The organism is Microbacterium sp. IEGM 1404 (assembly GCF_030056775.1).
Lineage (GTDB): Bacteria > Actinomycetota > Actinomycetes > Actinomycetales > Microbacteriaceae > Microbacterium.
This window is the reverse complement of sequence record NZ_JASHKP010000004.1, coordinates 420,607-446,136: the sequence shown is the minus strand read 5'-3', so window position 1 is coordinate 446,136 and position 25,530 is coordinate 420,607. Positions and strand designations below refer to the sequence as shown.

Genomic DNA, 25,530 nt, shown 5'->3' with positions numbered 1-25,530 from the left:
AGTCGATAACTTATCGACAACCGATAACAACGAATTTCGATAAGGAGTGAGCCATGGCATCCCCTCGTCCGACCTCGCGCATCCTCTCCCGCGGTGACACCGCGGGGTTCCTCTTCTTCGTCGCGCTCGGCGTGGGCCTCGCCGTGTGGGCCGTCGTGCACAGCGTGATACGCATCGTCGAGGTCCTCCCGAACCGCGACGTGCGCGTGAGCGCACCGTTCCTCGACACCGTCGCGCAGGCGCCGCTCGGCCCGGACGGCGCCACCGTGCCGGTCGAGCTCGGCCCCGGCATCATCGTCGCCCCCGAGCTGCCGATCGCCTCCCTATGGGCGCTCGTCCTCGCCGAGGTCCTCCTCGCCGCCGTCGTCGTGACCGTCGTCGTGCTCCTCCTCCTGCTCACCGCCGACATCCTGCGCGGCCGCATCTTCAGCCGACGCAACACGGCCCTCGTGTCGGTCGCGGGCACCGTGACCCTCGTCGGCCTCGCGGGCGTCCCGTTCTTCCAGAACATGGTGGCCAACGGCGCGCTGGCGCGGATGTCGGACTACACCTACGACCGCGGAGCCGTGCAGGTCATCGATCTGCCGACGCTCTTCGGAGCGGCCTTCGTCGCGGCCCTGGCCGGCACGGTGTTCACCGTCGGCGACCGCCTGCAGCGCGACACGGAAGGACTCGTGTGATGACCGATGCGACACCGGTCTCTCCCCGGATGGAGCGCGGCATCGTGCTGCTGTTCGTCGCGGCGGGTCTCGTGATGGGCTTCACCCTCGCCCTCCCCGGCGTTCGCGCGGCGATCGGCATCGCCACGGGTGCGGGCGGCTTCAGCCTCTTGACGGAGGCGCCCGTCGCGACGGACCCCGGCGCGCCGATCCTGTCGGCCCGGTACGAATCGGCGTGGGTGATCACCGACGCCCTGAGTTTCGGCGCGCGCACCCTTCTCGTGCTCGGTACCGCTGCAGGAGCGCTGACGACCCTCTTCACCATCGGAGCGCTGATGCTGTTCTTCCTGCTGCTGATGTGGCGGCGCCCGTTCCATCGTGCCCTGGTGGTCGCGACGCGCGTCGCGGGGGCCTCCCTGCTCATCGGCGGCGTCCTGTCTGCCGGTCTGACCGGTCTCGGTCGCATGATGGCCGCCTCCGAGTTGAACCCCTCGGCCGGGGACGTCTTCGTCGTCGGATCCGCCTTCGACCCTGCCTGGGCGCTGGTCGGTCTGGCCGTACTGGCCCTTTCCGTCGTGTTCTCCTACGGAACCCGCCTGCAGCGCGACACGGAAGGACTCGTGTGAGCCCCGCGATCGACGACGACGGCCCCAGCGGCATCCACTGCCGACTCGACGAGCTGCTCGCCGAACGGGGCATGACGCTGACGCGGCTGAGCGAGCTGGTCGGGGTGAGCATCGTCAATCTCTCGGTGCTCAAGAACGACCGCGCTCGCGCGATCCGCTACTCGACGCTCGCCGCGATCTGCCGCGCCCTCGACTGCGAGGTCGGCGACCTGCTGGTGGTGCAGGGGTAGCTCAGCGGGTGCCGAGGACGGCGATCGGGCCCTCGGACGCGACGTTGCCGCCGGTCAACGTGAGCTCCACGGGTCCGTCGTCGACGATGCCCGTCAGGTCGGCCAGGCTCACGCGAGGCGCCATGTCGGCCGTGCAGACCTGATCGGCGGGCGGTTCCACGAACGTCACCGTCGCCCCCGCGCCGGCCGATGTCACCGCTTCGACCTGCGGACGGCAGCCGGAACTCCCCCAGGTGAGGATCGCGACCTGTCCGTCTCCGACCCACCCGGCGCTGGGAAGGAACTCGTCGCCCGCGGCCGGTGCGTCGGCGAGGCCCGCGAGCGACGTGGAGCCCTCGACCGCACCGGTCACCACGACCTCGAGATCGCGGCTCGGGTCGACACCGGCGGGCAGGCCCACGTACGTCGCCCGCGGCGCCAGATCGCGCGTGCACGGCCCGTCCGACGGCTCGACGAGGTCGACGGTGAGCGTCGTTCCGGAGAGGACGGGCTCGGTCGCGACCGGAACGCACGAGGAGCTGCCGAGCGTCACGACCGCGATCCCGCGGCCCGCGTCGAGCCACCCCGCGCGGACCTCGGAGGGGGCGATGGATGCCGTGGCATCCGGGGTCGCCTCCGACGTCGGGGACGAGGCGGCGCCCGTCGCGCATCCGACCAGCGCGCCCATCGACAGGATGCCGACGCTCAGGAGTGCGACGAGGGAACGGCGGGTCATCTGTGCCTCCGGAAGGTCACTGCAGCGCCGAGGTGAGGCGCGCGAGGTTGTCGAGGATCGTCGAGCGGAGGGGCTGACGGCGCCACTCCTCGACCGTGAGTTCGCGGCTGAGCGTCCGGTACACGTCTTCGACGCGCCGCATGTCGCGGACGAACTCCTCGCCGCGCACGAGCATGGAGATCTCGAGGTTGAGACCGAACGAGCGCATGTCCATGTTGCTCGACCCGATCACGGCGACCTCGTCGTCGATCGTCAGGCTCTTGCTGTGCAGGATGAAGGGCTTGCGGTACATCCAGATCTTCACGCCGGCCGTCAGCAGTGCCTCGTAGTAGCTGCGCTGGGCGTGGTAGACCATCGCCTGATCGCCCTCTTCCGAGACGAACAGCTCCACGTGGACGCCGCGCTGGCAGGCCGTCGTGATCGCCAGCAGGAGCGCCTCGTCGGGCACGAAGTACGGGCTCACGATGATGATGCGCTCGCGGGCGGCGAAGAGCAGGCCGAGGAACAGCTTGAGGTTGTTCTGGAAGTCGAAGCCGGGGCCGGAGGGGACGATCTGGCAGTCGAGGTCGCCGGGGCCGGATTCGACGCTGAACAGGTCGATCTCGTCGGTCAACGTCTCGTCGGTCTCGCTGTACCAATCGCTGAGGAACACGGCGTTGATGCTCGCGACGACGGGGCCCTCGACCCGGACCATGAGGTCGACCCAGTGGAGCCCGCGGCGGATGTTCTTGCTCAGGTTGTACGTCGAGTCGGTCACGTTCTGCGAACCCATGAACGCCACGTCGCCGTCGATGACCAGGAGCTTCCGGTGGTTGCGCAGGTCGGGTCGCTGATACCGGCCCCGCAGCGGCTGGACGGGCAGCATCAGATGCCAGTGCGCGCCCATCTCGTCGAGCCGGCGAAGCGTCTGCCGGTAGTACGGCTTGCCCCTGTTCGCCCAGTGGTCGAGCAGGACGCGCACGACCACGCCCCGCGCGGCGACCTCTTCGAGGGCGCGGAAGAAGTTGTCGGTCGCGGCGTCGGCCTGGAGGATGTAGAACTCGACGTGCACGTACCGATCGGCCCGGCGGATGGCATCCGCCATCGTGTCCAGGCTCTCCTGGTAGTCGGCGATGAGGGTCGCGCCGTTGTCACCCGCGATGGGCATGGCGCCGAGGTTGCGGTTCAGCCGGACGAGCGCACGGAACCAGTCGGGCGCGTTCGGTCGCAGCGTGCCGAACTCGAGGGATTCGCTCGTGTCGTGGATGTACCGGTTGATGTCGGCCTGTTTGCGGCGGCGCGTGCGCGGCAGCCGCGGATTTCCGATCAGGAGGAACAGGACCACGCCGACGAAGGGGATGAAGTAGATCGCCAGCAGCCACGCCATGGCCGCGGTCGGGCGACGGTTGCGCGGCACGATGATGACCGCGGCGATGCGCACGACCAGATCGATCACGAACAGCGCGATGACGAGCCAGCTCGCCTCGAACGTGGTGTCGATCACGGGACCTCCTGGGCGGGATGTCCCCCCAGCGTAGTGATCGGCCCCGACACGCGGGGGATCCGGTCGATCAGCGGGTCGTGCCGTCGGAGGCGGGGAGACCGCGCTTGGCGCGCTCCTGCGCCTCGATGCGCGCGTACGCCTTGCGCTCGGTGCGGTCCATCCGGATCACGCCGCGCAGGATGAAGAAGAAGCTCACCGACACGGCGAGCGTCGGCAGGAGTGGCCACAGCACGGCGGCCCAGATGTCATCCACGGTTCCAGGATACGGGCACCGCCTGAGTGTCGGGAGGGAACGCACCCCTCCTCCCCACCGTGCGGATCCGCCCCGCTCTCCCCCGATCGCGCGTCCCCGCCCCCGCGAGCACGCGCCGCCCGGGCACTCTCGGGGCATGTCACAGATCGTCCGCGCCGGCGCTCCCGCCGAGTTCCTCTCCCTCGTCCCCCATCTGCTGGGATGCACGCCCCGTTCCAGCCTCGCCGTGGTCACGTTCGCGGCGGGCCGCTCGCTCGGCGCACTTCGGATCGACCTGCCCGCCCCGGGCGCCGTCGCGGACGTCGAGAGCGTGGCCTCCACCGTGATCGGTATGGCCTGCAAGGTCTCGCGGACGGATGCCGTCGCGCTGGTCGTGTACACCGATCTCGCACTCCGGGATGCCGGGGAGCTCCCCCATCGCGCCCTCGTCGACGCCGTCCTGGCCCGCGCCGACATCTGCGGCCTCCGCGTGATCGATGCGTTCGCCGTCGGCCCCGACGGGTGGAACGGCTATCTGAGCGGAGGGGAGGGTGAGCCGCGGCCGCTCGCGGAGATCGCGCCCGACCCCGATCTCGTGCCGACGCCGGAGGTCGACGGCGACCAGTTCGCCGCAGCGACCCTCCCCGCGATCACCGCCGCCGAACGCACGGCGGTGCACCGGCTTCTGGACGACGCCGAGCAGCTGGTCGCCCGCTCGCGCGAGGCCAAGCGCCTCCCGGCCCGGCGGCGCGCCGCCGCCACGCTCCTCCTCGACGACATCGCCGACCCGCCGGCGGTGTTCGAGGCGTTCGTCTCCCCCGACGACGATCCGGATCACCGCGCGGTCGCGGCCGTCTCGTTCGGCTTGCAACGGCCGCTCCTGCGCGACGTCGCCCTGATGCAGTGGCTCAGCGACCTCGCCACCGGCGATGCGACCTACGGGGCGCAGACCGCCTACGCGGCGGGGCAGCCGTTCCCGGCGGACCTCGCCCGGCCGATGTGGGGAGAGGGCGCCCACCCCGACCCTCCGCGGCTGCTGCGGGCGCTCGACCGGTGCCGGTACGCGGCCGCCGCGACACCGCGCGCGCGACGCGCCGGCCCTCTCGCCGCGTGCGCGTGGCTCGCGTGGGCGACGGGCAGGTCGACGCACGCCGCGGCCTACGCCGCCGACGCGCTCGAGATCGACCCCGACCACGGACTCGCCGATATCGTGCGGATCATGTGCGCTCAGGGGCGACTGCCCGAGTGGGTCTTCGAGCGCGAGCCGGTCACTTCACCAGCGGGAACAGGATCGTCTCGCGGATCCCGAGACCGGTGATGGCCATGAGCAGTCGATCGATACCCATCCCCATGCCGCCGGTGGGGGGCATGCCGTGCTCGAGCGCACGGAGGAACTCCTCATCGATGGGCATCGCCTCGTCGTCGCCCCGCGCGGCGAGCTTGGCCTGCTCGGTGAAGCGTTCGCGCTGGATGACGGGGTCGACCAGCTCGGAGTACCCGGTCGCCAGCTCGAAGCCGCGCACGTACAGGTCCCACTTCTCCACGACGCCGGCAATGGAACGGTGCTCGCGCACCAGCGGGCTGGTGTCGAGGGGGAAATCCATGACGAACGTCGGCCGCGTGAGTCCGCCCTTGACGAAGTGCTCCCACAGCTCCTCGACCCACTTGCCGTGCGTCTCGTGAGCCGGCGCCTCGACACCGGCTTCGGCACCGAAGGCCCGCAGATCCTCCAGCGTGGTCTCGGGCGTGATGGTCCGGCCGGCGGCTTCGGACAGCGAGTCGTACATCGAGATGCGATCCCACTCGCCCCCGAGGTCGTACTCGGTCCCGTCCGCCCAGGTCACCGTCGTCGAACCGGCCACCGCGATGGCCGCGTCCTGGATCAGCGTCTGCGTCAGATCCGCGATGCCGTTGTAATCGGTGTAGGCCTGGTACGCCTCGAGCATCGCGAACTCGGGGCTGTGCGTGGAGTCGGCACCCTCGTTGCGGAAATTGCGATTGATCTCGAACACCCGGTCGATACCGCCCACGACCGCGCGCTTGAGGAACAACTCGGGCGCGATGCGCAGGTACAGGTCGGCGTCGAACGCGTTCGAGTGCGTGATGAACGGGCGAGCACTGGCACCGCCGTGCTGCACCTGCAGCATGGGCGTCTCGACCTCGACGAACGCCCGGTCGGCGAAGGTGCGTCGCAGGCTGGCGTTGACCTTGGCGCGCGCGAGCACGGTCTCGCGGGCACGATCGCGCACGATGAGATCAAGGAACCGACTGCGGACCCGGCTCTCCTCGTTCAACTCGGAGTACATGTTGGGCAGGGGCAGGACGGCCTTGGCGGCGATGGCCCACTCCGACACCATGATCGACAGCTCGCCGCGGCGACTGGAGATCACCTCTCCCGAGACGAAGACGTGGTCGCCGAGGTCGACGAGTTCCTTCCACGCCTGCAGCGACTCGTCACCCACGTTCGCGAGCGACACCATCGCCTGGATCCGGCTGCCGTCGCCGGACTGCAGCGACGCGAAGCACAGCTTCCCGGTGTTGCGGCTGAAGACGACGCGCCCCGCGACGCCCGCGGTCACGCCGGTCTCGGCGCCCGCCTCGAGGTCGGCGTAGCGTTCGCGGAGCGACGGAATCGTGTCCGTCACCGGGACGACGACGGGGTACGGGCCCCCGGCGGCATCCGACCGCTCCTCGAGCAGGCGTTCCCGCTTGGCGAGGCGGACCGCCTTCTGCTCGAAGACGTCGTCTTCGGTCGGTTCGGCGTCGTTCGCGGGCGCGTCGGTCATCGTGAAGGCTCCTCGGGGTCGCATCGAGTTTATCCGCGAGGCGCGGGACGTTTCCCCGCGCGGTGCGACCCGCGAGGAGCGTCAGCGCAGCGAGATCTCCGCGTTGTCGATGAACCGGTGCCCGCCCACGGTCGCGGCGATGAGCGCGATCGCGCGTCCGCGGTGGCCGTCGTCCACGGGCAGGAACGTCTCGGGGTCGACGACCGACAGGTACTCCAGGTGGATCCGCGCCTCGCCCATGAGCGAGGACTGCGCCGCCGCGATGCAGGAATCCACACCCAGATCGGCGTTGGATGCCGCCGCTTCCAGGGCCACGGGGAGCTTGGCGGCGGCTCGGCGATCGGCCTCGTCCAACAGACCCACGCGGCTCGAGACGGGCAGGCCGTCCTCGGCGCGCACGGTCGGGACGAGCATCGTGTCGATGCCGAAGTCGAGGTCGCGGATCATGCGGCGCACGAGGAAGGCCCGCTGCAGATCCCGCTCTCCGTACACGGCGACGTCGGGCCGGATGAGGTGAAACAGCTTCGCCTCGACCGTGAGGACGCCGTCGAAGTAGAACGGGCGGACTCGCCCCTCGTATCGGAGCCCCAGGTCGCCCGCCGACACCCGCGTGGTCGCCGTTCCGGCGGGCAGGAATTCCGCGGCGGTCGGCGCGAAGACCAGATCGATGCCGAGGTCGTCGAGAAGATCGGCGTCGGCGTCCGGCGTGCGCGGATAGGCCGCGGTCTCCTCGGCCGTGCGGAAGCGCAGCGGATTGACGAAGGTCGACACGACGACGACGTCCGCGCGCTCGCGCGCCGCGCGGATGAGGTCGACATGGCCGTCGTGCAGGGCTCCGAGCGTCGAGACGAGCGCGACGCGGGCCGCACCGCCCGGGCGGTCTGCGCTTCTGGCTTCGGCCAGTCGGGTGCGCAGATCCTCGATGGTGCGGATCATCCGTCGATCGTAGCGTCCGGCGGCGCACCGTCCGCACCGACCGGCCCCGCGCCTTCGGCGAGCGCCTGGTCGACGCTCGACCGCACGAGCGCGGACAGGTACGCCCCCGCATTCTCCACCCCCACCCCGGTGAGCAGCGCCGCGGACTGGCGGATGATCGAGCGCGAGAACTGCGTCGCCGTGGCGACCGCCTCGGCGTACGCGACGCGGTCCGCCTCGGCGACGACCACCGGCTCGCACCCCAGCTCGACGGCGAGCGCCTGGGCGATCGGCAGTACCGGCCCCGGTGCGGTCACGGCGGCGTACGCCTGCGCGAGCTGGCGCAGATCGATCGACGACGCGCCCGTGAACACGATCGCCGGATGGATGGCGAGCGGGATCGCGCCGCGCTGCAGCGCCGGCGCGAGAACCTCGACGCCGTATCCGGGGTCGGTGTGCATCACGAGCTGCCCGGGCTGCCACGCGCCCAGGTCGGCGAGCCCGGCGACGAGGCCGGGGAGTTGGTCGTGCGGGACCGCGACGACCACGAGTTCGCTCCGACGGACGACCTCCTCGGGTGGCAGCACCGGCACACCCGGCAGGATCGCCTCGACGCGGTCGTCGTCGGATCCCGACGTGATCCCGGTCAGCGCATGGCCCGCTCCCGCCAGCGCCGCCCCGATCACCGGACCCACGCGACCCGCACCGATGATGCCGACGCCGAGCCGACCGTCGCGACCCCCGCTCATCCGGCCCACCGGTGGCTGCGGTCGCCGGCCGCGGCGGCGACGGTTGCGCGGGACGTCTCACCGAACAGGGTCAGCGCGGCGTCACGGTCGAGGGCTCCGACCGAGGTCCGCACCGTCCCCGCGATCACGTGCGCCGCCAGGGTGGCGGTACGCGTGGCGCGCGCCAGGGGGCCTTGATGCAGGCCGATCGACTGCAGCCGCGCCAAGGGCACGATCGCGAGCGTGCGGCGCAACCACCCGCGACGGAGGAACAGCGCGTCCTCCGTCACCACCACACCGTTGCGTCGCCATGAAAGGGGTCGGAGCAGCCGCACGCGCCGCGGGGTGACGACGTACGGGTCATCGTCCACCGGGCCGAGGATGCCGTCACGGAACACGAAGCTCCACTCCTCCAAGGGCAGCGCCGGAGCGAGGATGTGCAGAACCCGCTCGATGTCGTCGCGTGTGCCGATGGGGAGCACGGCCGCGAAGGGGTCGGTGGTCGAGTCGGTCGAGCCCCGGCCGGTGAGCCGATTGACCGAGATGCTCCACCACCCGAACGGGCGCCACAGCAGCGGCTGATGCACCTCGATCGCGTGCACGCGGCCCGGCGGGACCACCTCGCTGATCGTCGTGAACAGCCCGAACGTCAGCCGCACGCCGTCGGAGGTCGGAGCGATCGAATAGCGCAGACCCCGGGCGATCGAGCGCACGTAGTACGCCCCGAACGCCAGGAACGCCGGGACGATCGTGAACAGGAGCCACAGTGTCGAGAGCGAGGCCGCGACGATGATCGCGACGATCAGTGCCACCAGCATGAGCGTCGACCCGCTCAGCACGCGCGAGGCGACGAGTCGTCCGAACGGGATCCGCACGATGCTCTCGGGCTCGGCATCCGAGAAGTCCTCGCCGTCGACGATGCCCTGGATGCCGGCCGCCACCGCATCGGCGGCCTGCTGGACCGCCGAACCCGCCGGCGCAGCCGCGACTCCGCGCTCCGAGAGGCGTCGACCCGAGGCCAGGCGGAGGATGTCGCCGCGGACCGTCTCGGCGGCCTTCGCGGACAGGTACTCCAGCTTGACGTTGGAGTCGAGCCCGGCACCGACCACCTCGAGCTTCGCCAACCCCAGGAGGCGCGCCACCATCGGACGCGTGAGGTTGACGCCCTGCACACGATCGAGCGGGGCACGGCGGTGGGTGCGGAAGAGGACGCCGGAACGCACCTCGACGTCGTCGTCGCTGACGCGGAAGGTGTGGAACCGCCAGGACAGGCGGAAGATCACGAGCAGCACGACGAGGACCGCGAGGGCACCGCCGCCGGCGATGAGGATGAGGTTGTTCGCGAGGATGAAGTCGACCGGGTCGGGCGGGAGGACTCCCGGCGGCAGATCCGTGACGGCCGGGAGGAACAGCTCGAACAGCCGCTCGCGCAGGTTCGCGACGATGACGCCGATGATGACGAGGAGGAACAGCCCGCCCCGCAGGAGCGGTGTCAGCGGATGCAGGCGCTGCCACTCGCCGTCGCTCAGCGGCGATCGGACGAGGGCACGTGCCACCGGGGAATCGGGACCCCGGCGCTCGGCATCGTGCGGGTCGGTCACAGCCCGGTCCGCCGGGTCTCGGCGACGTCGATGAGGGTGTCGCGCAGCTGTTCGGCCGCGCCCTGCGTCAGGCCCGGGATCGTGACCCCCGACGACGCGGCCGCCGTGACGAGCTTGAGCTGCGCGATGCCGAAGCCGCGGTCGAGGGGACCATGGGTGATGTCGACGAGCTGCATGCGCCCGTAGGGAACGGCGACGACGCGCTGCCACAGGATGCCGCGGCGGAAGACCAGATCGTCGCGTCGCAGCTGATAGCCGAAGGACCGCGCCTGGCGGGGCGTGATGATCATGCCGATCGCCGTGACGAGGAGCACGACACCGGCCGGGATCCACTGCCACATGAATCCGGAGACGGCCTGCGCCACGATCGCGGCGACGAGCACCAGGACGAAGACCGCACCCTGCGAGATCAGCTGCACCCGCACGTACGCGCGAGCGAGCTGGTGCCACGTGCCGTCGCCGAGCGGCAGACGGCCGGCGCCCCTCGGCTCGAGAATTCGGTCGTATGTGGCCTCGTCCAGGACGGGAGCCGACGACTCAGCGAACGGAGGGTCCGGCGTCGGGGTGCGCTCCGGAAGATCCGGGGTGTTCGTCATCGTCGTCCTTCCGGATGGTGCACAGCTGTTCGGCCACGAGGCCCGCGGCGACGAGGACGGCACCGCACACGGCCGTCGCGATCACCGATCCCAACGAGCCTAGCGACGGAGTGAACGGCCGCGTGAAGACGAACGCCAGGAGCCCGAGAGCGAAACCCGTCGCCGTCGCCCCGACGAGCGAGGACGCCTTGGCCAGCATCGCGACCCGCAGCGCGCGGAACGGGTCGATGCGCCGATCGGTCCGTCCGCGGGAGGCGCGGAAGATCGGCACCGCCACCGCCACCACGATCGCGCCCAGGAGCACGAGGATCGTGGGCAGGCTCACCGCCGGGACGAAGGTCGGACGTCCGGCCGCGGTGAGCATCGCATCGACGAGGAACCCGACGACCAGCCCCGCGAGGGCTGCCACGATGAGGGTCGTCGCCCCGGTGCGCTTCACGATGCCCCCTCGCGCAGGGCGGCGAGCAGCGCGTCGACACGACCGCGGCCGGGGATCTCGGCATCCGGGTCGACGTCGTGCCAGGGAGCGAGCACGAACTCGCGCTCGTGCGCACGCGGGTGCGGGACCGTCAGGTGGGGCTCGTCGATGCGGGCGTCGCCGTAGGCGATGAGATCGAGGTCGAGGGTCCGGTCGCCCCACTTCTCGCGACGCACGCGCCCGTGGTCCGCCTCGATGCGGTGCAGCTCGCGCAGCAGCGTCGCCGGCGCCAGCCGCGTCTGCAGCAGCGCGACGGCGTTCAGATAGCGCGGCGCGTCGGCGTCCTCTCCGGTGAGGGTCACGGCGACGGTCTCGATGGGCGCCGACACCCGGACATCGGTCGTCAGAGGCAGGAGGCGCAGCTCGTCGACGGCTGCTGCGAGAGTCTCGGCGCGGGCACCGAGGTTTGCGCCGAGGGCGACGACGGCGGCGACCGGTTCGTAGGAGGGCGGGTCGCCGATGCCGTGGGCGAGACGGACGCTCACGCGCGTCCCCTCCGGATCGTCACCGAGACGTCCGCGAACGGCACGGTGATCGGGGCCTGGGGTTTGTGCACGGTCACGGTCACCAGCATGATGCGCTCGTCGGCGAGGACGTCGTCGGCGATGCGCTGCGCGAGCGTCTCCAGCAGGTCGACGGCGTCGCCCTCGACGTGGGCCACGATGCGTTCGGCCAGTTCCCCGTAGTGCACCGTGTCCACGACATCGTCCGACTCGGCCGCCGGTCGCAGCGAGAGCTGCAGCACCACGTCGACGACGAACTCCTGCCCCTCCCGCTTCTCATCGGCGTAGACGCCGTGGAAGCCGAAGGCGCGCACCCCCGTCAGCGTGATCTCGTCGGCGAAGTCCATCAGGCCTCCCAGGCGCGGGCGACGGCGAGGGCGTCGCGAGTGGTCGGGACGTCGTGCACGCGCACGGCCCACGCGCCCGCGCGGTCCGCGAGAGCACTGGTGACGGCCGTGGCGAGGTCGCGGCGGACCAGATCGGCGTCGGCGCCGATCGTCTCGGCGAGGAACCGCTTCCGGCTCGTGCCGACGAGCACGCGGCATCCGAGCCCCGCCACCCGCGGGAGCGCGCGCAGCACCTGCCAGTTCTGGTCGCCGCGCTTGCCGAACCCGATGCCCGGGTCGACGACGACACGGGAACGCGGGATGCCGGCGGCCTCGGCCGCGTCGACCCGCTCGTGGAGTTCCGCGAGCACCTCGGCCACCACGTCGCCGTACTCGGCGCGCGCGTACATCTCGGCCGACGGACCCCGCCAGTGTCCGAGCGCGATGTCGGCGCCCGATTCGGCGACGGCGGCGAGCATCTCCGGGTCGGCCAGCCCGCCCGACACGTCGTTGACCAGTCGCGCTCCCAGGGCGACGGCCGCGCGCGCGGTCGTCGCGTTCATCGTGTCGACGCTCACGTACAGACCCTCGGATGCCAGCGCCTCGACGACGGGAAGCACCCGCTGCTGCTCGATCCGGGGCGCGACCCGCTCGGCTCCGGGGCGCGTCGACTCGCCGCCGACGTCGAGGAGGTCGGCGCCCTGCGCGTGGAGCGCACGGGCGTGCGCGATCGCGACGTCGGGATCGAGGAACCGGCCGCCGTCGCTGAACGAGTCGGGGGTCACGTTGACGATCCCCATGACGAGTGTCATCCGCGACCTCGACCGATCAGCGCGATCAGCTCCGCGCGGGCGACGGGGTCGGCGTACACTCCGCGCGCGGCGATCGTGACGGTCGACGCGTCGGGCTGGCGTCCCCCGCGCATCGTGACGCATTCGTGCGTGGCATCCAGCACGACCAGCACGCCACGGGCGTCGAGCGACCCCGCGATCGTGTCGGCCACCTGCTCGCCGAGGCGCTCCTGCACCTGGGGTCGCGCGGCCAGGACGTCGATGACACGGGGCAGAGCACCGAGCCCGACGACCTCCTCGCCGGGGAGGTACGCGACGTGCGCGTGACCCCGGAACGGGAGCAGATGATGCTCGCACATCGAGCGGAACGCGATGTCGCGCAGCATCACCGCCCCCGAGGGCAGGGTGTCGGGCGCCGGCCCGCGGGTCACCGAGATGGTGTGCTGCAGCGGAGCACCGGCATCCTCGCCCACTCCCCCGAAGAACTCGCTCCACGAGTCGGCGACGCGGGCCGGGGTCTGCCGGAGACCCGGGCGATCGGGATCCTCACCGATCGCTTCGAGCAGCTCGCGTACGAGCGCGGACACGCGCTCCCGGTCGACGGCCACGGCGCCTTAGGCGGTGGCCGGACGCGTCTGTCCGCTCGGCCGGCGCTGCGGCTGGGTCGCGGTCTGCGCGTCGGCCTCGGTGGACGCCGCGACCCCGGCGGGGGCCGAGCGACGCGGGACCTCGACGGGCGGCAGGCTCGACACCGGACGGTCGCCCGACGAGAGCCACTGCGGGCGCGGGGGCAGACGCTTGACGTCCTTGAAGATCTCGGCGAGCTCCAGGTGGTCGAGCGTCTCCTTCTCGAGCAGCGCGAGCGCGAGGCGGTCGAGCACCTCGCGGTTGTCGTTGATCACCTGGTAGGCCTCGTTGTGGGCCTGCTCGATGAGCCCGCGCACCTGCGCGTCGACGCGCTCGGCGATGCGCTCCGAGAAGTCGCGGCCGTGACCCATGTCGCGGCCCATGAACACCTCACCGGACGAGGAACCCAGCTTGACCGGACCGACCTCGTTCGTCATGCCGTACTCGGTGACCATCTTGCGGGCGATGCTCGTCGCCTTCTCGATGTCGTTCGAGGCACCCGTGGTGGGGTCGTGGAACACGATCTCCTCCGCCACACGGCCGCCCATCGCGTAGGTCAGCTGGTCCTGCAGCTCGTTGCGGGTGACGGAGTACTTGTCATCCAGCGGCAGGACCATCGTGTAGCCGAGCGCCTTGCCGCGCGGGAGGATCGTGACCTTGGTGACGGGGTCGGTGTGGTTCATCGCCGCTGCCGCGAGCGCGTGTCCGCCCTCGTGGTACGCCGTGATGAGCTTCTCCTTGTCCTTCATCACGCGCGTGCGCCGCTGCGGACCCGCGATGACGCGGTCGATCGCCTCGTCGAGGGCACGGTTGTCGATGAGCTGGGCGTTCGAGCGCGCGGTCAGCAGGGCGGCCTCGTTGAGCACGTTCGCGAGATCGGCGCCGGTGAAGCCGGGCGTCTTGCGTGCGACGACCTCGAGGTCGACGGAGTCCGACAGCGGCTTGCCGCGACCGTGCACCTCGAGGATGCGCTGGCGGCCCTTGAGGTCGGGGGCGTCGACGCCGATCTGGCGGTCGAACCGGCCCGGGCGCAGCAGTGCGGGGTCGAGGATGTCGGGGCGGTTGGTGGCCGCGATCACGATCACGTTGACCTTGGGGTCGAAGCCGTCCATCTCGACGAGCATCTGGTTCAGGGTCTGCTCGCGCTCGTCGTGCCCGCCGCCCATTCCGGCGCCGCGGTGGCGACCGACGGCGTCGATCTCGTCGATGAAGATGATCGCGGGCGAGTTCTCCTTCGCCTGGTTGAACAGGTCGCGGACGCGGCTCGCACCGACGCCGACGAACATCTCGACGAAGTCCGAACCCGAGATCGAGTAGAACGGCACGCCCGCCTCCCCGGCGACCGCGCGGGCGAGCAGCGTCTTACCGGTTCCGGGAGGGCCGTACAGCAGCACGCCCTTGGGGATGCGCGCACCGACCTCCTCGAACTTCTTCGGGTCCTTCAGGAAGTCCTTGATCTCCTCGAGCTCCTCGATGGCTTCGTCGGAGCCGGCGACGTCCTGGAACGTCACGGTCGGGGTCTCCTTCGTCACGAGCTTCGCCCGCGACTTGCCGAACTGCATCACCTTGCTGCCGCCGCCCTGCGCGCTGGAGAGCAGCCACCAGAACAGCAGACCGAGCAGCACGAGCGGCAGCATCAGGGAGATGAATCCGTCGAGGAATCCCGGACGCGGAACGACGTCGTTGAACCCGTCCTTCGGGGCGGCCGCGTCGATGGCCGTGGCCACCTCGGACGCGCGCGCACCGCCGTAGTAGAACTGCACGGAGTCGGCGCCCTCGAAGGGCTGGGACAGCTTCAGATCGACGCGCTGATCGGTGTCATTGGTCGTCGCCGAGGTGACCGTGGTCCCCTTGAGCAGCTCCAGACCCTCCTGGGTGGAGATCTGCTTGGCTCCGCTGAGGTTCGAGATCAGCGAGAAACCGATGACCAGAAGCAGACCGACCAGCAGAACGTAGATGATCGGATTGCGCGTGATCTTCTTGAAATCCATGGTGGGCGAGCCCAGCCCTTTCGTGATCCGCTTCGGAAAAAGCGGTGGGATCAGGGTAACGCCCGCCGGCTATGCCGGGACTGTGCGTTCGTCGTGGGCGTACCCCGGGCGACGGATGCCGCGCCGAGGCGCGCCCGGCATCCGGTCCGCGGTCAGGAGTAGACGTGCGGCGCGAGGACGGCGACGTCGCGGAGGTTCCGGTACTTCTCGGCGTAGTCCAGGCCGTAGCCGATGACGAAGTCGTTGGGGATGTCGAACCCGACGTAGCGGCAGTCGACCTCGACCTTCATCGCGTCGGGCTTGCGCAGGAGCGCCAGGACCTCGACGGACTCCGCGCCGCGCGACGCGAAGTTCTCCAGCAGCCAGCTGAGAGTCAGACCCGAGTCGATGATGTCCTCGACGATGAGCACGTGCTTGCCGGTGATGTCGGTGTCGAGGTCCTTCCGGATCTGCACGACACCGCTCGAGCGGGTGCTCGCCCCGTACGACGAGACCGCCATCCAGTCCATCGTGATGTGCCGGGGAAGGTGACGGGCGAAGTCGGCCATGACCATGACCGCGCCCTTGAGGACGCCGACGAGCACGACCTCTTTGCCGGCGTAGTCGGCGACGACCAGCTGCGCCAGTTCGGCTAGCTTCTCGTGGATCTGCTCCTCGGTGAGGAGGACTTCGCTGATGTCGTCGGGAATGTCGGCCGCGCGCATCCCTGAATCCTACGCGGGACGACTCAGGATGCCGCCCGCGCGACGATCTCGATCCGGCCGCCGACACGGCGGGCGAGGCATCCGGGCAGGTCGATGGGCCCCTGACCGCGCCAGTCGGTCGCCAGCCGCGCGACCTCGAGGGTCTGCGCCCGCGTGAGCGACACCCCGAACTCGCTGTCGACGACGTAGCGCACGATCCGGTTGCGCAGCGCCGCGGGGTTGGCCGCCAGCGCCGCGACCGACACCGAGATGCCCGCTTCGGCGTGCTCGACGATGTCCTCGATGGTCTCGTCGATCATGTCCTGGAACGCCGCCGCATCCTCGCGCAGCTGCTCCGCGGTGCGGGCGAGGGCCTCGGCGACACCGGGTCCGAGCTCGCGCTCGAGCGTCGGCAGCACCGTCTCGCGGACCCGCACACGCGCGTACGCGGGGTCGAGGTTGTGCGGGTCGCGCCACGGGTCGAGGCCTTCCGCGGCGCACGCCGCCGCGGTCGTCTCGCGTCGGATGCCGAGCAGCGGACGCAGCCACACCGGGCCCGTGGCATCCCTCCGCTCCGGCGACATCCCGGACAGGCTCGTGGCGCCGGAACCGCGGGCGAGACCCAGGAGCACCGTCTCGGCCTGATCGTCGAGGGTGTGCCCCACCAGCACCGCGTCGGCTCCCGTCTCGGCGGCGGCACCGGCCAGGCCGGCGTACCGCGCGTCGCGCGCGGCGGCCTCCGGGCCGCTCCCGGGCCGCACGTCGACCGCCACGACACGGGCGGCGAGCCCGAGGCCGCGGGCGAGGTCGGCGGCACGGGAGGCGATCGCGGCGGACCCGTCCTGCAGACCGTGATCGATCACGACGGCCTCCGCCCGGATGCCGAGCCGCGGCGCCTCGAACGCGGTGGCCGCCGCGAGCGCGAGGGAGTCGGCACCACCGGAGAGCGCGACGACGACGGCGCCGCCGCGCCCGTCGAGCGCGACACGGACCGCCCGACGCACCTCGGCGACGGCGGGATCGAGTCCGGGGCGCCGTTCGTGCATGGCATCCACGCTATCCGTCGTGTCGCCGTGAGTACCGGAGCCGACGGCGGCGAGGGAGCCCCGACTAGGCTGGGCGCGGAATTCCACCGATCTAAGGAGCACACGTATGGGCGCGTACGACGCCGTCATCGAGATCCCGCGCGGCAGCCGCGTGAAGTACGAGGTCGACCACGGCACCGGCCGGGTCTTCCTCGACCGCATCCTGTTCACGGTGTTCGGCTACCCGGCCAACTACGGCTTCTTCGAGAACACCCTCGGCGAGGACGGCGACCCGCTCGACGTGCTCGTGCTGCTCGACCGCGACCTCTACCCCGGCATCCTCGCGAAGGTCCGCCCCGTCGGCGTGCTGAAGATGAGCGATGAGGCCGGCGGCGACGACAAGGTCGTCGCGGTCCTCGCGAAGGACCCGCGCTGGGACCACATCCAGGACGTCGACGACATCGACGACTGGACGAAGAAGGAGATCTCGCACTTCTTCGAGCACTACAAGGACCTCGAGCCGAACAAGTGGGTCAAGGTCGACGAGTGGGCGGATGCCGCCGAGGCCGAGCGCCTCGTCGATGAGGCGTTCGCGCGCTTCGAGGAGCACGACGCCCAGACCAAGACGCAGGGCGAGGGCGAGTCCCCGAGCACCCTCTGACCCCCGGTCATGACGAAAGCCCCCGGTCCTCGACCGGGGGCTTTCGCGTCGCTCAGACCCAGACTCCGCGGTCGCGCAGCCACGGCGCGGGGTCGGTCGTCCCGCCCCACGGCGGGTAGACCTCGAAGTGGAGGTGGCATCCGAAGGAGTTGCCCGTCTGCCCGGTCGCGGCGATCTGCTGACCGGCGGACACACGCTGGCCGTAGGAGACGTAGATGCCGCCGTTGACGATGTGGGCGTATCCGGTGCCCGAGCCGTCGTCGTGCTGGATGCGGATGTAGTTGCCGTATCCGCTGTTCAACCCGGCGTACGTGACGCGTCCGCTCGCCGCGGCGTAGATCGGCGACCAGCAGCTCGCACCGAAGTCGAGCCCGAGGTGCCAGGTGCTCGCGCAATAACTCGCGCCACACTGCCCGGTGCGCGGTCCATAACCGGACGTCGTACCGGCCCAGGAAGGACGCGCCCACCCCGAGCTGACGACATCTCCGCCTCCGCCGCCGCCACTGCTGCTCCCGCCGCCACCGCTGCTGCCGCCTCCGCCGCCGTTGTTGTTGTTGTTGGCGGCAGCCGCCGCGGCGGCGGCCGCAGCCGCCTCGCGGGCGGCGCGGTCACGGGCCTCGGCCTCTTCGCGGGCTTTGCGCTCCCGCTCCTCGCGGGCCTTGCGCTCGGCCTCGACACCGGCCTGGTAGTCGGCGACCGTCTTGGCGGTCGTGTCCTGCAGGGCGGCCAGCTGCGCCTGCAGCACGACCTGATTGGCCTGCTGCTCGGTGAGTGCGGCCTGCGCGGCGTCCGCCGCCTGCTGCGCGGCGACCATCTTGTCTTCGGCGATCTTCTGCAGGCGGTCGCGCTCGGCCTTGGCGTCGTCGGCCTGGCCGCTGAGGTTCTTCGCGCTGTCACGGGCGGCGACCGCGGCCGCGTAAACGGAACGGTTGCGGTCGAGCAGCTTGTCCATCGTGCCGAGCTTCGCGAGGAGGTCGTCGGCGCTGGCTGCCGAGCTCGAGAAGAAGAGGTCGAGGGAGGTGTCGTCGCCGCCGGAGCGGTAGAGCTGCGCGGCCACCTTGCCGGCCTTCGTCGCGGCATCCGTCGCCTTGGCGGCCTCGGCGTCGGCTTGCGAGCGCAGCTGCTGCGCTCGGTAGTCGGCGTCGAAGAAGGCCTGCTGCGCGGTGTAGTACTCGTCGGACCGGGCGACCACCTCGGCCTGCGTGCGCTCGACCTCGGACTGCAGGCCCGCGATCAGACCCTGGATGCGGGTGATCTCCGCGCCCTTGGCGGCTTCATTCGCTCGCGCGGCCTCGACATCGGCCCAGGACGGGTAGTCGGCGGCGAAGGCGGGGGACGTCGAGATGAAGGAGGGCACCGTGGCACCGATCGCGCCGAGGGCGACGGCGCCGAAGGCACCCAGTCGCAACGCTCCGCGGCGGTCGAGCGAGGGCCACAGACGTGCGCGCTCGCTCGGGCTGGGCGCGCAACCGCAGTCGTCCGCGCCTTCGGAGGGTTCAGGCGTCACGGGAATACCTCATCTCACCGGTTCGCAACTCGCACCACAGTAGCAACACGAATCACACGAACAACAGGGCGAGTTCCCGCTGCCGCGGCCCAGTCTGGCCCCTCGACACGCCGGGGACGAGGACCGCCACGCCCCCGATTGGCAATCTCGAGAATCATGAAGTAGGCTCGGTCGTCGGCAAGTGAGCACGGAATCGCAGGATTTCGGGGTTCATCCGGCCCCATCGTTTAGCGGCCTAGGACGCCGCCCTTTCACGGCGGTAGCACGGGTTCGAATCCCGTTGGGGTCACTCGCCGAACACAATTGAACAAGCATGGCCCTGTAGCGCAGTTGGTTAGCGTGCCGCCCTGTCACGGCGGAGGTCGCGGGTTCAAGTCCCGTCAGGGTCGCTCCACAGCGACGGGCCTTCTTTCGAGGAGGCCTTTCGTCTCGGAAGCGGCAGACATGCCGCTCGGCTCTGTAGCTCAGTTGGTAGAGCGTTCGACTGAAAATCGAAAGGTCACCGGATCGATGCCGGTCGGAGCCACACGGGTGACCGTTACAGTCACCCCAGGAACCCTCGCGTAGCTTCTACATCGCGGGGGTTTCGTCTTTTCCCGGCGCACTCGCGCCACGTGCTCCCGCCCCGCGTCACCCGTCCGGGTGAGGCTCTCCCCGCCCGGGCGTTCGAACGGGCACCATGAACCGGTGAACGAATCGGTGCCGCTCGAGGTGGATGGCCGGCGCCGCACCCGACCCGGCCTCGTCCTCGCGACCGTCTGCGGCGCGCTCGCCCTCGTCTCCATCGACGTCACCGTGCTCCACGTGGTCGCCCCCACGATCGCGCGAGAGCTCCCCGCCACCGACGCCGAGCTGCTCTGGATCATCGACGCGTTCCCGTTCGTGATCGCGCCGCTCCTGCTGTCGGCGGGCGTGCTGAGCGACCGCTACGGCCGGCGGCTGTTCCTCGTCGTCGGGATGGCGCTGTTCGCGGCGGCCTCGGCCGCGGCAGCCTTCGCCCCCGGACCCGTCTGGCTCATCGCCGCCCGCGCCGCGATGGCGGTGGGGGCCGCCGGTATCCTGCCCCCGACGATGTCGCTGCTGCGCGTGGCCTACCCGGATCGGCAGAAGCGCGTGCGGGCGGTGGCTATCTGGTCGATGTCGTCGGCGGCCGCGGCGGCGGCGGGCCCGGTCATCGGCGGGGTCATCGTCGCGCACAGCTGGTGGGGCGGGGTGTTCCTCGTGAACGTGCCGCTCGCGGCGCTCGTGATCGCCGCGGCGCTGCGGTGGGTGCCGGAATCGCGCTCGGATCGCCCCGGCAGCACCGACCTGGCCGGTCAGGGCCTCGCGATCGGAGCGGTGCTCGCGGCCGCCGTCGCGGCGAACAGTCTCGCCGAGCACCACGTCGAGGTGTTCATCGGGGGCACGGTGCTCTCGCTCGGCGTCGGGTGGGCGTTCGTCCGGCGGCAGTTCGGGCTGGGCCGCCGGGGCGAGCAGCCCACGCTGGACATGGCGCTCTTCCGCAACGCCGCGTTCTCGAGCGCGCTCATCGCGGTGGCGTTGGCGATGTTCGCGATCGTCGGCCTCGAGCTGCAGTTCGCGCGCTACCTCCAACTCGAGCGCGGCTTCGCCCCGCTGGATGCCGCGATCGCCCTCGTCCCGCTCGCCCTGGCCACGGTGGTCGGCGCGCTGCTGTCGCCGTGGGTGCTGCGACTCCTGCGGCACCGCGCGACGATCGCGTCGACGCTGACCGTCGCGGGGCTCGCGCTGGCCGGCCTCACGCTCGCGGGTGAGCCCGTGAACCTCGCGGTCTTCGCCGCCACGACAGCGCTGGCGGGGCTCGCCATCGAGATCGCCGCGGTCAGCGCGAACGATCTCATCGTGTCGTCCGCGGGGGTGCACGAAGTCGGGGGCGCAGCCGCGCTCGAGGAGATCTCCTACGACCTCGGCGGCGGCTTCGGCACGGCTGTGCTCGGCGCCGTCGCCGTCTCCGCCCCCTCGATCGCCGGCGGCTTCCATGCCGCCGTCGCGACCTCCGCGGGGCTCCTCGTCGTGGCCGGTCTCGCGATGGCCTGGGCCCTTCGCCGCGTGTGAGACCTGCGTCACCCCTCTCGGGCGCGCAAGTCCTTCCGCAGGATCTTCCCCGACGCGGACTTGGGAATGGCGTCGATGAACTCCACCCGCCGCACCTTCTTGTGCGGCGCGACCTCCGCGGCGACGAACTCCATGACGTCCTCCGCTGTCAGCTCCGCACCCGGTGCGACGACCACGAACGCCTTCGGGATCTCCTGCTTGTCCTCGTCGAGGACGCCGATGACGGCGGCATCCTGAATCTTGGGATGCGACAGCAGCAGCGCCTCGAGCTCGGCGGGGGCGATCTGATAGCCCTTGTACTTGATGAGCTCCTTCAGTCGGTCCACGATCGTGAAGTACCCGTCGACGTGGTGCGTGGCGATGTCACCGGTGTGGAGGAAGCCGTCGGCGTCGATCGTGTCGGCGGTGGCATCCGGACGATTGAGGTAGCCGAGCATCACGTTCGGCCCGCGCACCCACAGCTCGCCGGGAGCGGTCAGTCCGCCAGCGCCGTGCTCCTCGATCTCGACGCCGGTCTCGGTGTCGACGAGCTTCGCCTCGACGTTGGGGATGAGCACGCCCACCGAGCTCACGGGCATGTCGTCGCGCTCCGGCGGGATCGCGTGCGACACCGGGCTGAGCTCACTCATCCCGTAACCCTGGAAGAACCGCGCGTGGATGCGACGACCGGCCGTCTCGGCCGTCTCGCCGTCCAGGGGCGCCGCGCCCGAGAACACGGTGTGGACGCTGGAGATGTCGAAGTCGTCGACGACGGGATGCTTCGCGAGGGCCACCGCGATCGGCGGCGCGATGAAGAGGAACGTGCAGCGGTGCGCCTGGATGCACCGCAGGAAGGCCAGCAGGTCGAACTTCGGCATCGTGACGAGCGTCGCGCGCTGCCGGAGTGCCAGATTCAGCAGCACCGTCATCCCGTAGATGTGGAAGAACGGCAGCACCGCGAGGACGCGGTCGTCGCTTCCGAGCCGGATGCTCACGCGGCACTGGTCGACGTTGGCCACGAGGTTGCGGTGCGAGAGCATCACCCCCTTCGGCACCCCCGTCGTCCCCGACGAGTACGGCAGCACGGCCACGTGCGTCTCGGGATCGAAGTCGACGGCGGGCGGGGTGCGCTGCTCCGCGAGCAGTGACCGCAGATCGAGGTGCCCCGGAGCCCCGTCCAGCACGATCACGCGGTCGTCGGGGATACCGGCCGCGGCGGCCGCTTCCGCAGCGGGTCCGAGCAGCGGCGACACGGTCACGAGCCAGGTGGCCCCGGCATCCGTCAGCTGCGTCTCGATCTCGTGCGCGGTGTAGAGGGAGTTGACCGTCGTCACGGCGGCGCCCAGACGGAGGATGCCGTGGAAGACCGTCGCGAACGCGGGGATGTTGGGGCACAGCAGCGCGACCACCGTGTCGGTGCCGACGCCCCGGTGGGCCAGCGCGCCGGCGAACGCGTCGACCTGGGCCCGCAGGCGGCCGTAGGTCGTCTCGTCGCCCGAGGCGGGGTCGATCAGCGCGACGCGGTCGAGGTCGTCCTCGTCGAGCGAGCCGAAGAGGTGGTCGTAGACGCTGTGCGACGGAACGTCGATGCGCGGGTAGGGGCTCTGGAACACGGGATCTCCTTCGATACCGACGCGGCGACGCCGCCGTGCGCTCATCCTGCCAAAGGCGGAACCCGGTGTCACGCGCCTTGATACGCAGGCGCAGCCGACTCTCAGCGCGCGACGCCCTGGCGACCCGGGAGCGCCAGGGAAGCGGCCATCGCGGCCGCGCAGATCCCGATCACCACGACGAACGCCGCGTCGAATCCGGCACGGGTCCCGGATGCCGTCGTCACCGCGGCGAGCACGAGAGCCGCCGTGGCCGTGCCGAAGGCGCCGCCGAGCTGCTGCGCCATGCGGGAGAAGGCGGAGGCGTGCGGCATCCGGTCGGGGGCGACGTCGAGGTACCCCGAAGCCATGATGGGGACCAGCACGACTCCCAGCCCCAGGCCTCGGACGAACAGCACCCCGGCCCACACCGCGAGCGCGAGCGTGCCGTCGTCGAGGGCGAACGGCACGGTCATCACCGCGACCAGGGCGAAACCCGAGATCGCGACCGCACGCGGACCCCAGCGCGCGACCAGGCGTCCGGCACCGGCACGGGCGAGCAGCGAGCCGACGCCCTGCGGGATCAGCAGGAGAGCCGCGTCCAGCACCGACACCCCGCGATCGGCCTGGAGCGCGAGCGGAAGCAGGAAGGTCGCCGCGTAGAGGTTCGCGCCCAAGAACGCCATCGCGACGGTCGAAGCGCGCAGAGTCCGGACGCCGAGGAGACGCAGGTCGACCAGCGGATCGCGCCGACCGACGGTCCACGGCACGAACGCCACCAGCAGCACCAGACCGATGACCGCCGGCACCCACACGGCCACCTCGCCCGCACCGGTGCCGCCGGCGAGGTTCGACAGCGCCAGCAGCACGCCGACGAGGCCGGGGGCCAGGAGCAGGAGGCCGATGGCATCCAGAGTCGTCCGGGCACCCGACCGCCCGCCCGGCAGCCACAGGACGGCGAGGACGAGGCCGACCGCCCCCAGCGGCAGGTTGATGAGGAAGAGCCACCGCCAGTCCAGGGCGCTGAGCACGAGCCCGCCGAGCACCGGGCCGATCACGGGGCCGAGCGAGATCGGCACGCTCATCACCGCCATGGTGCGCGCCATGGCCTCGCGCGGCGTGCGCTGCATGGGCAGCGTCTGCATGAGCGGGAGCAGGAGCCCCGCGCCCGCGCCCTGGAGCGCCCGGAACGCGATGAGCTCGCCGATGCCGCTCGCCATCGCGCACAGGACGGATGCCGCAAGGAAGATTCCGGATGCCAGGATCCAGGCGTTCCGGTCCCCGAGGCGGGCCTGCACCCATCCGGCGACGGGGATGACCACGGCCAGTGCCAGCAGATAGACCGTCGACACCCACTGCAGCGTCGCGACATCGGCGCCGAGGTCTTCGCCGATGCGGTGCAGTCCGATCGCGACGATCGTGGTGTCCACGACGGGCATGATCCCGCCGACGATGAGTGCGATGACCAGCCGCCGGGTCGCACGTTCCTCCGTCACCCGACCATCCTCGTCTCGGGAACGGGCCGCTGCGTCAGAGGAGAGCGGCGATCACCCCGCCGATCGCCCCGACGATCACGACGACCCACGCCGGCGCGCGGAACGCCGTCAGCAGCGCGAAGCCGATGAGCGCGAGCACGAACGGCCCGGGGCCGGTGACCGCCGTGGTGAACACGGGGGTGTACAGCGCCGCCCCGAGGATGCCGACGACGGCCGCGTTCGCCCCCCGCATCGCCGCGCGGACGCGGGGGCGACCGCGCAACGCGTCCCAGAACGGCAGAACCCCGACGAGCACGAGGAAGCCGGGAAGGAAGATCGCCACGAGAGCGACCGCCGCCCCCGCGACGCCCCCGGGCCCGACCGCGGAGACGGCCCCGAGGTAGGCGGCGAACGTGAACAGCGGCCCCGGAACGGCCTGGGCGGCGCCGTAGCCCGCCAGGAACACGTCGGGCGACACCCACCCGGTCTGCACGACCTCGGCCTGCAGCAGCGGGAGGACCACGTGGCCTCCGCCGAACACGAGCGCACCCGACCGGAAGAAGGCGTCGGCGAGCGCGACGAGCCCCGATCCCGTGGTCGCCGCGAGGAGCGGGAGTCCGATGAGGGCGGCGGCGGCGACCACGAGGCTTCCGATTGCGACGGCACGGGGCACACCGAACGAGGGCAGGGTCTCCCCCGGCTGCTCCGCAGCCTCACGCAGCAGCACGAGACCCGCCACGACGCCGATCGCCAGCGCCCCCAGCTGTCCGACCGCGCCCGGGGCGAACAGAGCGAGCGCCGCGGCGACGACCGCGATCCCGGCGCGGGGAGCGTCGGGCGTGAGAGAGCGGGCCATCCCCCACACGGCCTGGGCGACGATCGCGACCGCGACGATCTTCAAGCCGTCGAGGATGCCGCCGCCCACCGGTCCACCGAAGAGCGAGGCGCCCGCGGCGAACGCGACGAGCAGCACGGCGGACGGCAGGGTGAAGCCCAGGAACGCCACGATCGCGCCCCAGAACCCGGCGCGCTGCAGGCCCATCGCGAAGCCGACCTGGCTGGACGCGGGGCCCGGCAGGAACTGGCACAGCGCGACGAGGTCGGCGTACGCGCGGTCGTCCATCCACCGCCGCCGGGTGACGAGATCGTCGCGGAAGTACCCGAGGTGCGCGATCGGTCCGCCGAAGGACGTCACTCCCAGTCGCAGGAACGCGAGGAAGACCTCGGGAACTGTTCCGGCTCGTGTCATCC

At 71.0% G+C, this 25,530-nt stretch carries 26 protein-coding genes and 3 tRNA genes; 9 read left to right on the top strand and 20 right to left on the bottom strand.

Translation table 11 applies throughout. The features are described from left to right. The first annotated feature begins 53 nt into the window (after window positions 1-53). The 3 genes from QM517_RS16490 to QM517_RS16480 are packed head-to-tail and all read left to right on the top strand — an operon-like array spanning window position 54 to window position 1,515. The gene (locus QM517_RS16490; RefSeq protein WP_283289014.1) at window positions 54-680 is read left to right on the top strand and encodes a hypothetical protein; all 627 of its coding nucleotides are present in this window, start codon (window positions 54-56) and stop codon (window positions 678-680) included. Then, entirely contained in the window at window positions 680-1,285 is a 606-nt protein-coding gene (locus tag QM517_RS16485; protein WP_283289012.1) for a hypothetical protein, read from the top strand. Before QM517_RS16490 ends, QM517_RS16485 begins: the two co-directional genes overlap by 1 nt. Continuing rightward, window positions 1,282-1,515, top strand: coding sequence for a helix-turn-helix domain-containing protein (locus QM517_RS16480; protein ID WP_283289010.1), 234 nt, complete (start codon window positions 1,282-1,284; stop codon window positions 1,513-1,515). The genes QM517_RS16485 and QM517_RS16480 overlap by 4 nt, the downstream gene beginning before the upstream one ends. A gap of 1 nt (window position 1,516) precedes the next feature. Here QM517_RS16480 and QM517_RS16475 read toward each other — a convergent pair whose 3' ends face one another. The 3 genes from QM517_RS16475 to QM517_RS16465 all read right to left on the bottom strand — a co-directional run bounded on the left by QM517_RS16475 (window position 1,517) and on the right by QM517_RS16465 (window position 3,966). Next, entirely contained in the window at window positions 1,517-2,230 is a 714-nt protein-coding gene (locus QM517_RS16475; RefSeq protein WP_077050795.1) for a hypothetical protein, read from the bottom strand. Window positions 2,231-2,246: 16 nt separating this feature from the next. Further along, window positions 2,247-3,710: a cardiolipin synthase gene (gene cls, locus QM517_RS16470; RefSeq protein ID WP_077051350.1), complete on the bottom strand. Its 1,464-nt coding sequence runs from the start codon at window positions 3,708-3,710 to the stop codon at window positions 2,247-2,249. A gap of 70 nt (window positions 3,711-3,780) precedes the next feature. Beyond that, window positions 3,781-3,966 (bottom strand): hypothetical protein, encoded by a 186-nt coding sequence (locus QM517_RS16465; RefSeq protein ID WP_077050796.1) that lies wholly within the window; start codon window positions 3,964-3,966, stop codon window positions 3,781-3,783. 136 nt (window positions 3,967-4,102) lie between these two features. Between QM517_RS16465 and QM517_RS16460 the strand changes: the two genes are divergently transcribed. Then, a complete protein-coding gene (locus tag QM517_RS16460) occupies window positions 4,103-5,263 on the top strand; it encodes a DUF4192 family protein (protein WP_283289007.1) in 1,161 nt (386 codons plus the stop codon). Here QM517_RS16460 and lysS read toward each other — a convergent pair. The 13 genes from lysS to tilS all read right to left on the bottom strand — a co-directional run bounded on the left by lysS (window position 5,214) and on the right by tilS (window position 17,016). Beyond that, window positions 5,214-6,731, bottom strand: a complete 1,518-nt coding sequence (gene lysS / locus QM517_RS16455) for a lysine--tRNA ligase (RefSeq protein WP_077050798.1) — start codon at window positions 6,729-6,731, stop codon at window positions 5,214-5,216. The two genes, QM517_RS16460 and lysS, sit on opposite strands and share 50 nt — an antisense overlap. Before the next feature lie 81 nt (window positions 6,732-6,812). Next, the gene (gene panC, locus QM517_RS16450) at window positions 6,813-7,667 is read right to left on the bottom strand and encodes a pantoate--beta-alanine ligase (RefSeq protein WP_283289003.1); all 855 of its coding nucleotides are present in this window, start codon (window positions 7,665-7,667) and stop codon (window positions 6,813-6,815) included. Beyond that, window positions 7,664-8,395: a DUF2520 domain-containing protein gene (locus QM517_RS16445; RefSeq protein WP_077051351.1), complete on the bottom strand. Its 732-nt coding sequence runs from the start codon at window positions 8,393-8,395 to the stop codon at window positions 7,664-7,666. The genes panC and QM517_RS16445 overlap by 4 nt, the downstream gene beginning before the upstream one ends. Continuing rightward, window positions 8,392-9,975 (bottom strand): PH domain-containing protein, encoded by a 1,584-nt coding sequence (locus QM517_RS16440; protein ID WP_283289000.1) that lies wholly within the window; start codon window positions 9,973-9,975, stop codon window positions 8,392-8,394. Before QM517_RS16440 ends, QM517_RS16445 begins: the two co-directional genes overlap by 4 nt. Next, window positions 9,972-10,571 (bottom strand): PH domain-containing protein, encoded by a 600-nt coding sequence (locus tag QM517_RS16435; RefSeq protein ID WP_283288998.1) that lies wholly within the window; start codon window positions 10,569-10,571, stop codon window positions 9,972-9,974. Before QM517_RS16435 ends, QM517_RS16440 begins: the two co-directional genes overlap by 4 nt. Continuing rightward, on the bottom strand, window positions 10,513-11,010 hold the full coding sequence (locus QM517_RS16430; protein WP_283288996.1) for a DUF3180 domain-containing protein: 498 nt from the start codon (window positions 11,008-11,010) through the stop codon (window positions 10,513-10,515). Before QM517_RS16430 ends, QM517_RS16435 begins: the two co-directional genes overlap by 59 nt. Next, window positions 11,007-11,534, bottom strand: coding sequence for a 2-amino-4-hydroxy-6-hydroxymethyldihydropteridine diphosphokinase (gene folK, locus QM517_RS16425; protein ID WP_283288994.1), 528 nt, complete (start codon window positions 11,532-11,534; stop codon window positions 11,007-11,009). Before folK ends, QM517_RS16430 begins: the two co-directional genes overlap by 4 nt. Beyond that, window positions 11,531-11,899 carry a dihydroneopterin aldolase gene (folB, locus tag QM517_RS16420; RefSeq protein ID WP_077050802.1) on the bottom strand — a complete coding sequence of 123 codons (369 nt, stop codon included), beginning with the start codon at window positions 11,897-11,899 and terminating at the stop codon, window positions 11,531-11,533. Before folB ends, folK begins: the two co-directional genes overlap by 4 nt. After that, window positions 11,899-12,690 (bottom strand): dihydropteroate synthase, encoded by a 792-nt coding sequence (gene folP, locus QM517_RS16415; RefSeq protein ID WP_303655683.1) that lies wholly within the window; start codon window positions 12,688-12,690, stop codon window positions 11,899-11,901. The genes folB and folP overlap by 1 nt, the downstream gene beginning before the upstream one ends. Further along, a complete protein-coding gene (gene folE, locus QM517_RS16410) occupies window positions 12,687-13,277 on the bottom strand; it encodes a GTP cyclohydrolase I (RefSeq protein ID WP_283288986.1) in 591 nt (196 codons plus the stop codon). Before folE ends, folP begins: the two co-directional genes overlap by 4 nt. Before the next feature lie 6 nt (window positions 13,278-13,283). Then, window positions 13,284-15,287: an ATP-dependent zinc metalloprotease FtsH gene (gene ftsH, locus QM517_RS16405; RefSeq protein WP_283288984.1), complete on the bottom strand. Its 2,004-nt coding sequence runs from the start codon at window positions 15,285-15,287 to the stop codon at window positions 13,284-13,286. Between the two features lie 152 nt (window positions 15,288-15,439). Continuing rightward, the gene (hpt, locus tag QM517_RS16400; protein WP_077050806.1) at window positions 15,440-15,991 is read right to left on the bottom strand and encodes a hypoxanthine phosphoribosyltransferase; all 552 of its coding nucleotides are present in this window, start codon (window positions 15,989-15,991) and stop codon (window positions 15,440-15,442) included. Window positions 15,992-16,014: 23 nt separating this feature from the next. Further along, window positions 16,015-17,016 (bottom strand): tRNA lysidine(34) synthetase TilS, encoded by a 1,002-nt coding sequence (tilS, locus tag QM517_RS16395; protein WP_283288981.1) that lies wholly within the window; start codon window positions 17,014-17,016, stop codon window positions 16,015-16,017. Window positions 17,017-17,122: 106 nt separating this feature from the next. Between tilS and QM517_RS16390 the strand changes: the two genes are divergently transcribed. Then, on the top strand, window positions 17,123-17,656 hold the full coding sequence (locus QM517_RS16390) for an inorganic diphosphatase (protein WP_283288978.1): 534 nt from the start codon (window positions 17,123-17,125) through the stop codon (window positions 17,654-17,656). A 52-nt stretch (window positions 17,657-17,708) separates the two neighbouring features. Here the strand turns inward: QM517_RS16390 and QM517_RS16385 are convergent, their stop codons facing one another. Next, window positions 17,709-19,163, bottom strand: a complete 1,455-nt coding sequence (locus tag QM517_RS16385) for a peptidoglycan DD-metalloendopeptidase family protein (RefSeq protein WP_283288977.1) — start codon at window positions 19,161-19,163, stop codon at window positions 17,709-17,711. A gap of 216 nt (window positions 19,164-19,379) precedes the next feature. On the opposite strand from QM517_RS16385, the gene QM517_RS16380 reads away from it, so the two are divergent. The 4 genes from QM517_RS16380 (at window position 19,380) to QM517_RS16365 (ending at window position 21,236) form a co-directional block, all read left to right on the top strand. Further along, window positions 19,380-19,452: transfer RNA gene (locus QM517_RS16380), tRNA-Glu, on the top strand. A 26-nt stretch (window positions 19,453-19,478) separates the two neighbouring features. After that, a tRNA-Asp gene (locus QM517_RS16375) sits at window positions 19,479-19,552 on the top strand. Between the two features lie 64 nt (window positions 19,553-19,616). After that, window positions 19,617-19,689 (top strand) — tRNA-Phe (locus QM517_RS16370). 161 nt (window positions 19,690-19,850) lie between these two features. Continuing rightward, window positions 19,851-21,236 (top strand): MFS transporter, encoded by a 1,386-nt coding sequence (locus tag QM517_RS16365; protein WP_283288976.1) that lies wholly within the window; start codon window positions 19,851-19,853, stop codon window positions 21,234-21,236. An 8-nt stretch (window positions 21,237-21,244) separates the two neighbouring features. Here the strand turns inward: QM517_RS16365 and QM517_RS16360 are convergent, their stop codons facing one another. The 3 genes from QM517_RS16360 to chrA form a co-directional block, all read right to left on the bottom strand. After that, window positions 21,245-22,828 (bottom strand): AMP-binding protein, encoded by a 1,584-nt coding sequence (locus tag QM517_RS16360; protein WP_308208917.1) that lies wholly within the window; start codon window positions 22,826-22,828, stop codon window positions 21,245-21,247. A 101-nt stretch (window positions 22,829-22,929) separates the two neighbouring features. Further along, window positions 22,930-24,300: an MDR family MFS transporter gene (locus QM517_RS16355; protein ID WP_283288971.1), complete on the bottom strand. Its 1,371-nt coding sequence runs from the start codon at window positions 24,298-24,300 to the stop codon at window positions 22,930-22,932. Window positions 24,301-24,334: 34 nt separating this feature from the next. Beyond that, on the bottom strand, window positions 24,335-25,528 hold the full coding sequence (gene chrA, locus QM517_RS16350; RefSeq protein ID WP_283288969.1) for a chromate efflux transporter: 1,194 nt from the start codon (window positions 25,526-25,528) through the stop codon (window positions 24,335-24,337). Between the last annotated feature and the right edge of the window lie 2 nt (window positions 25,529-25,530).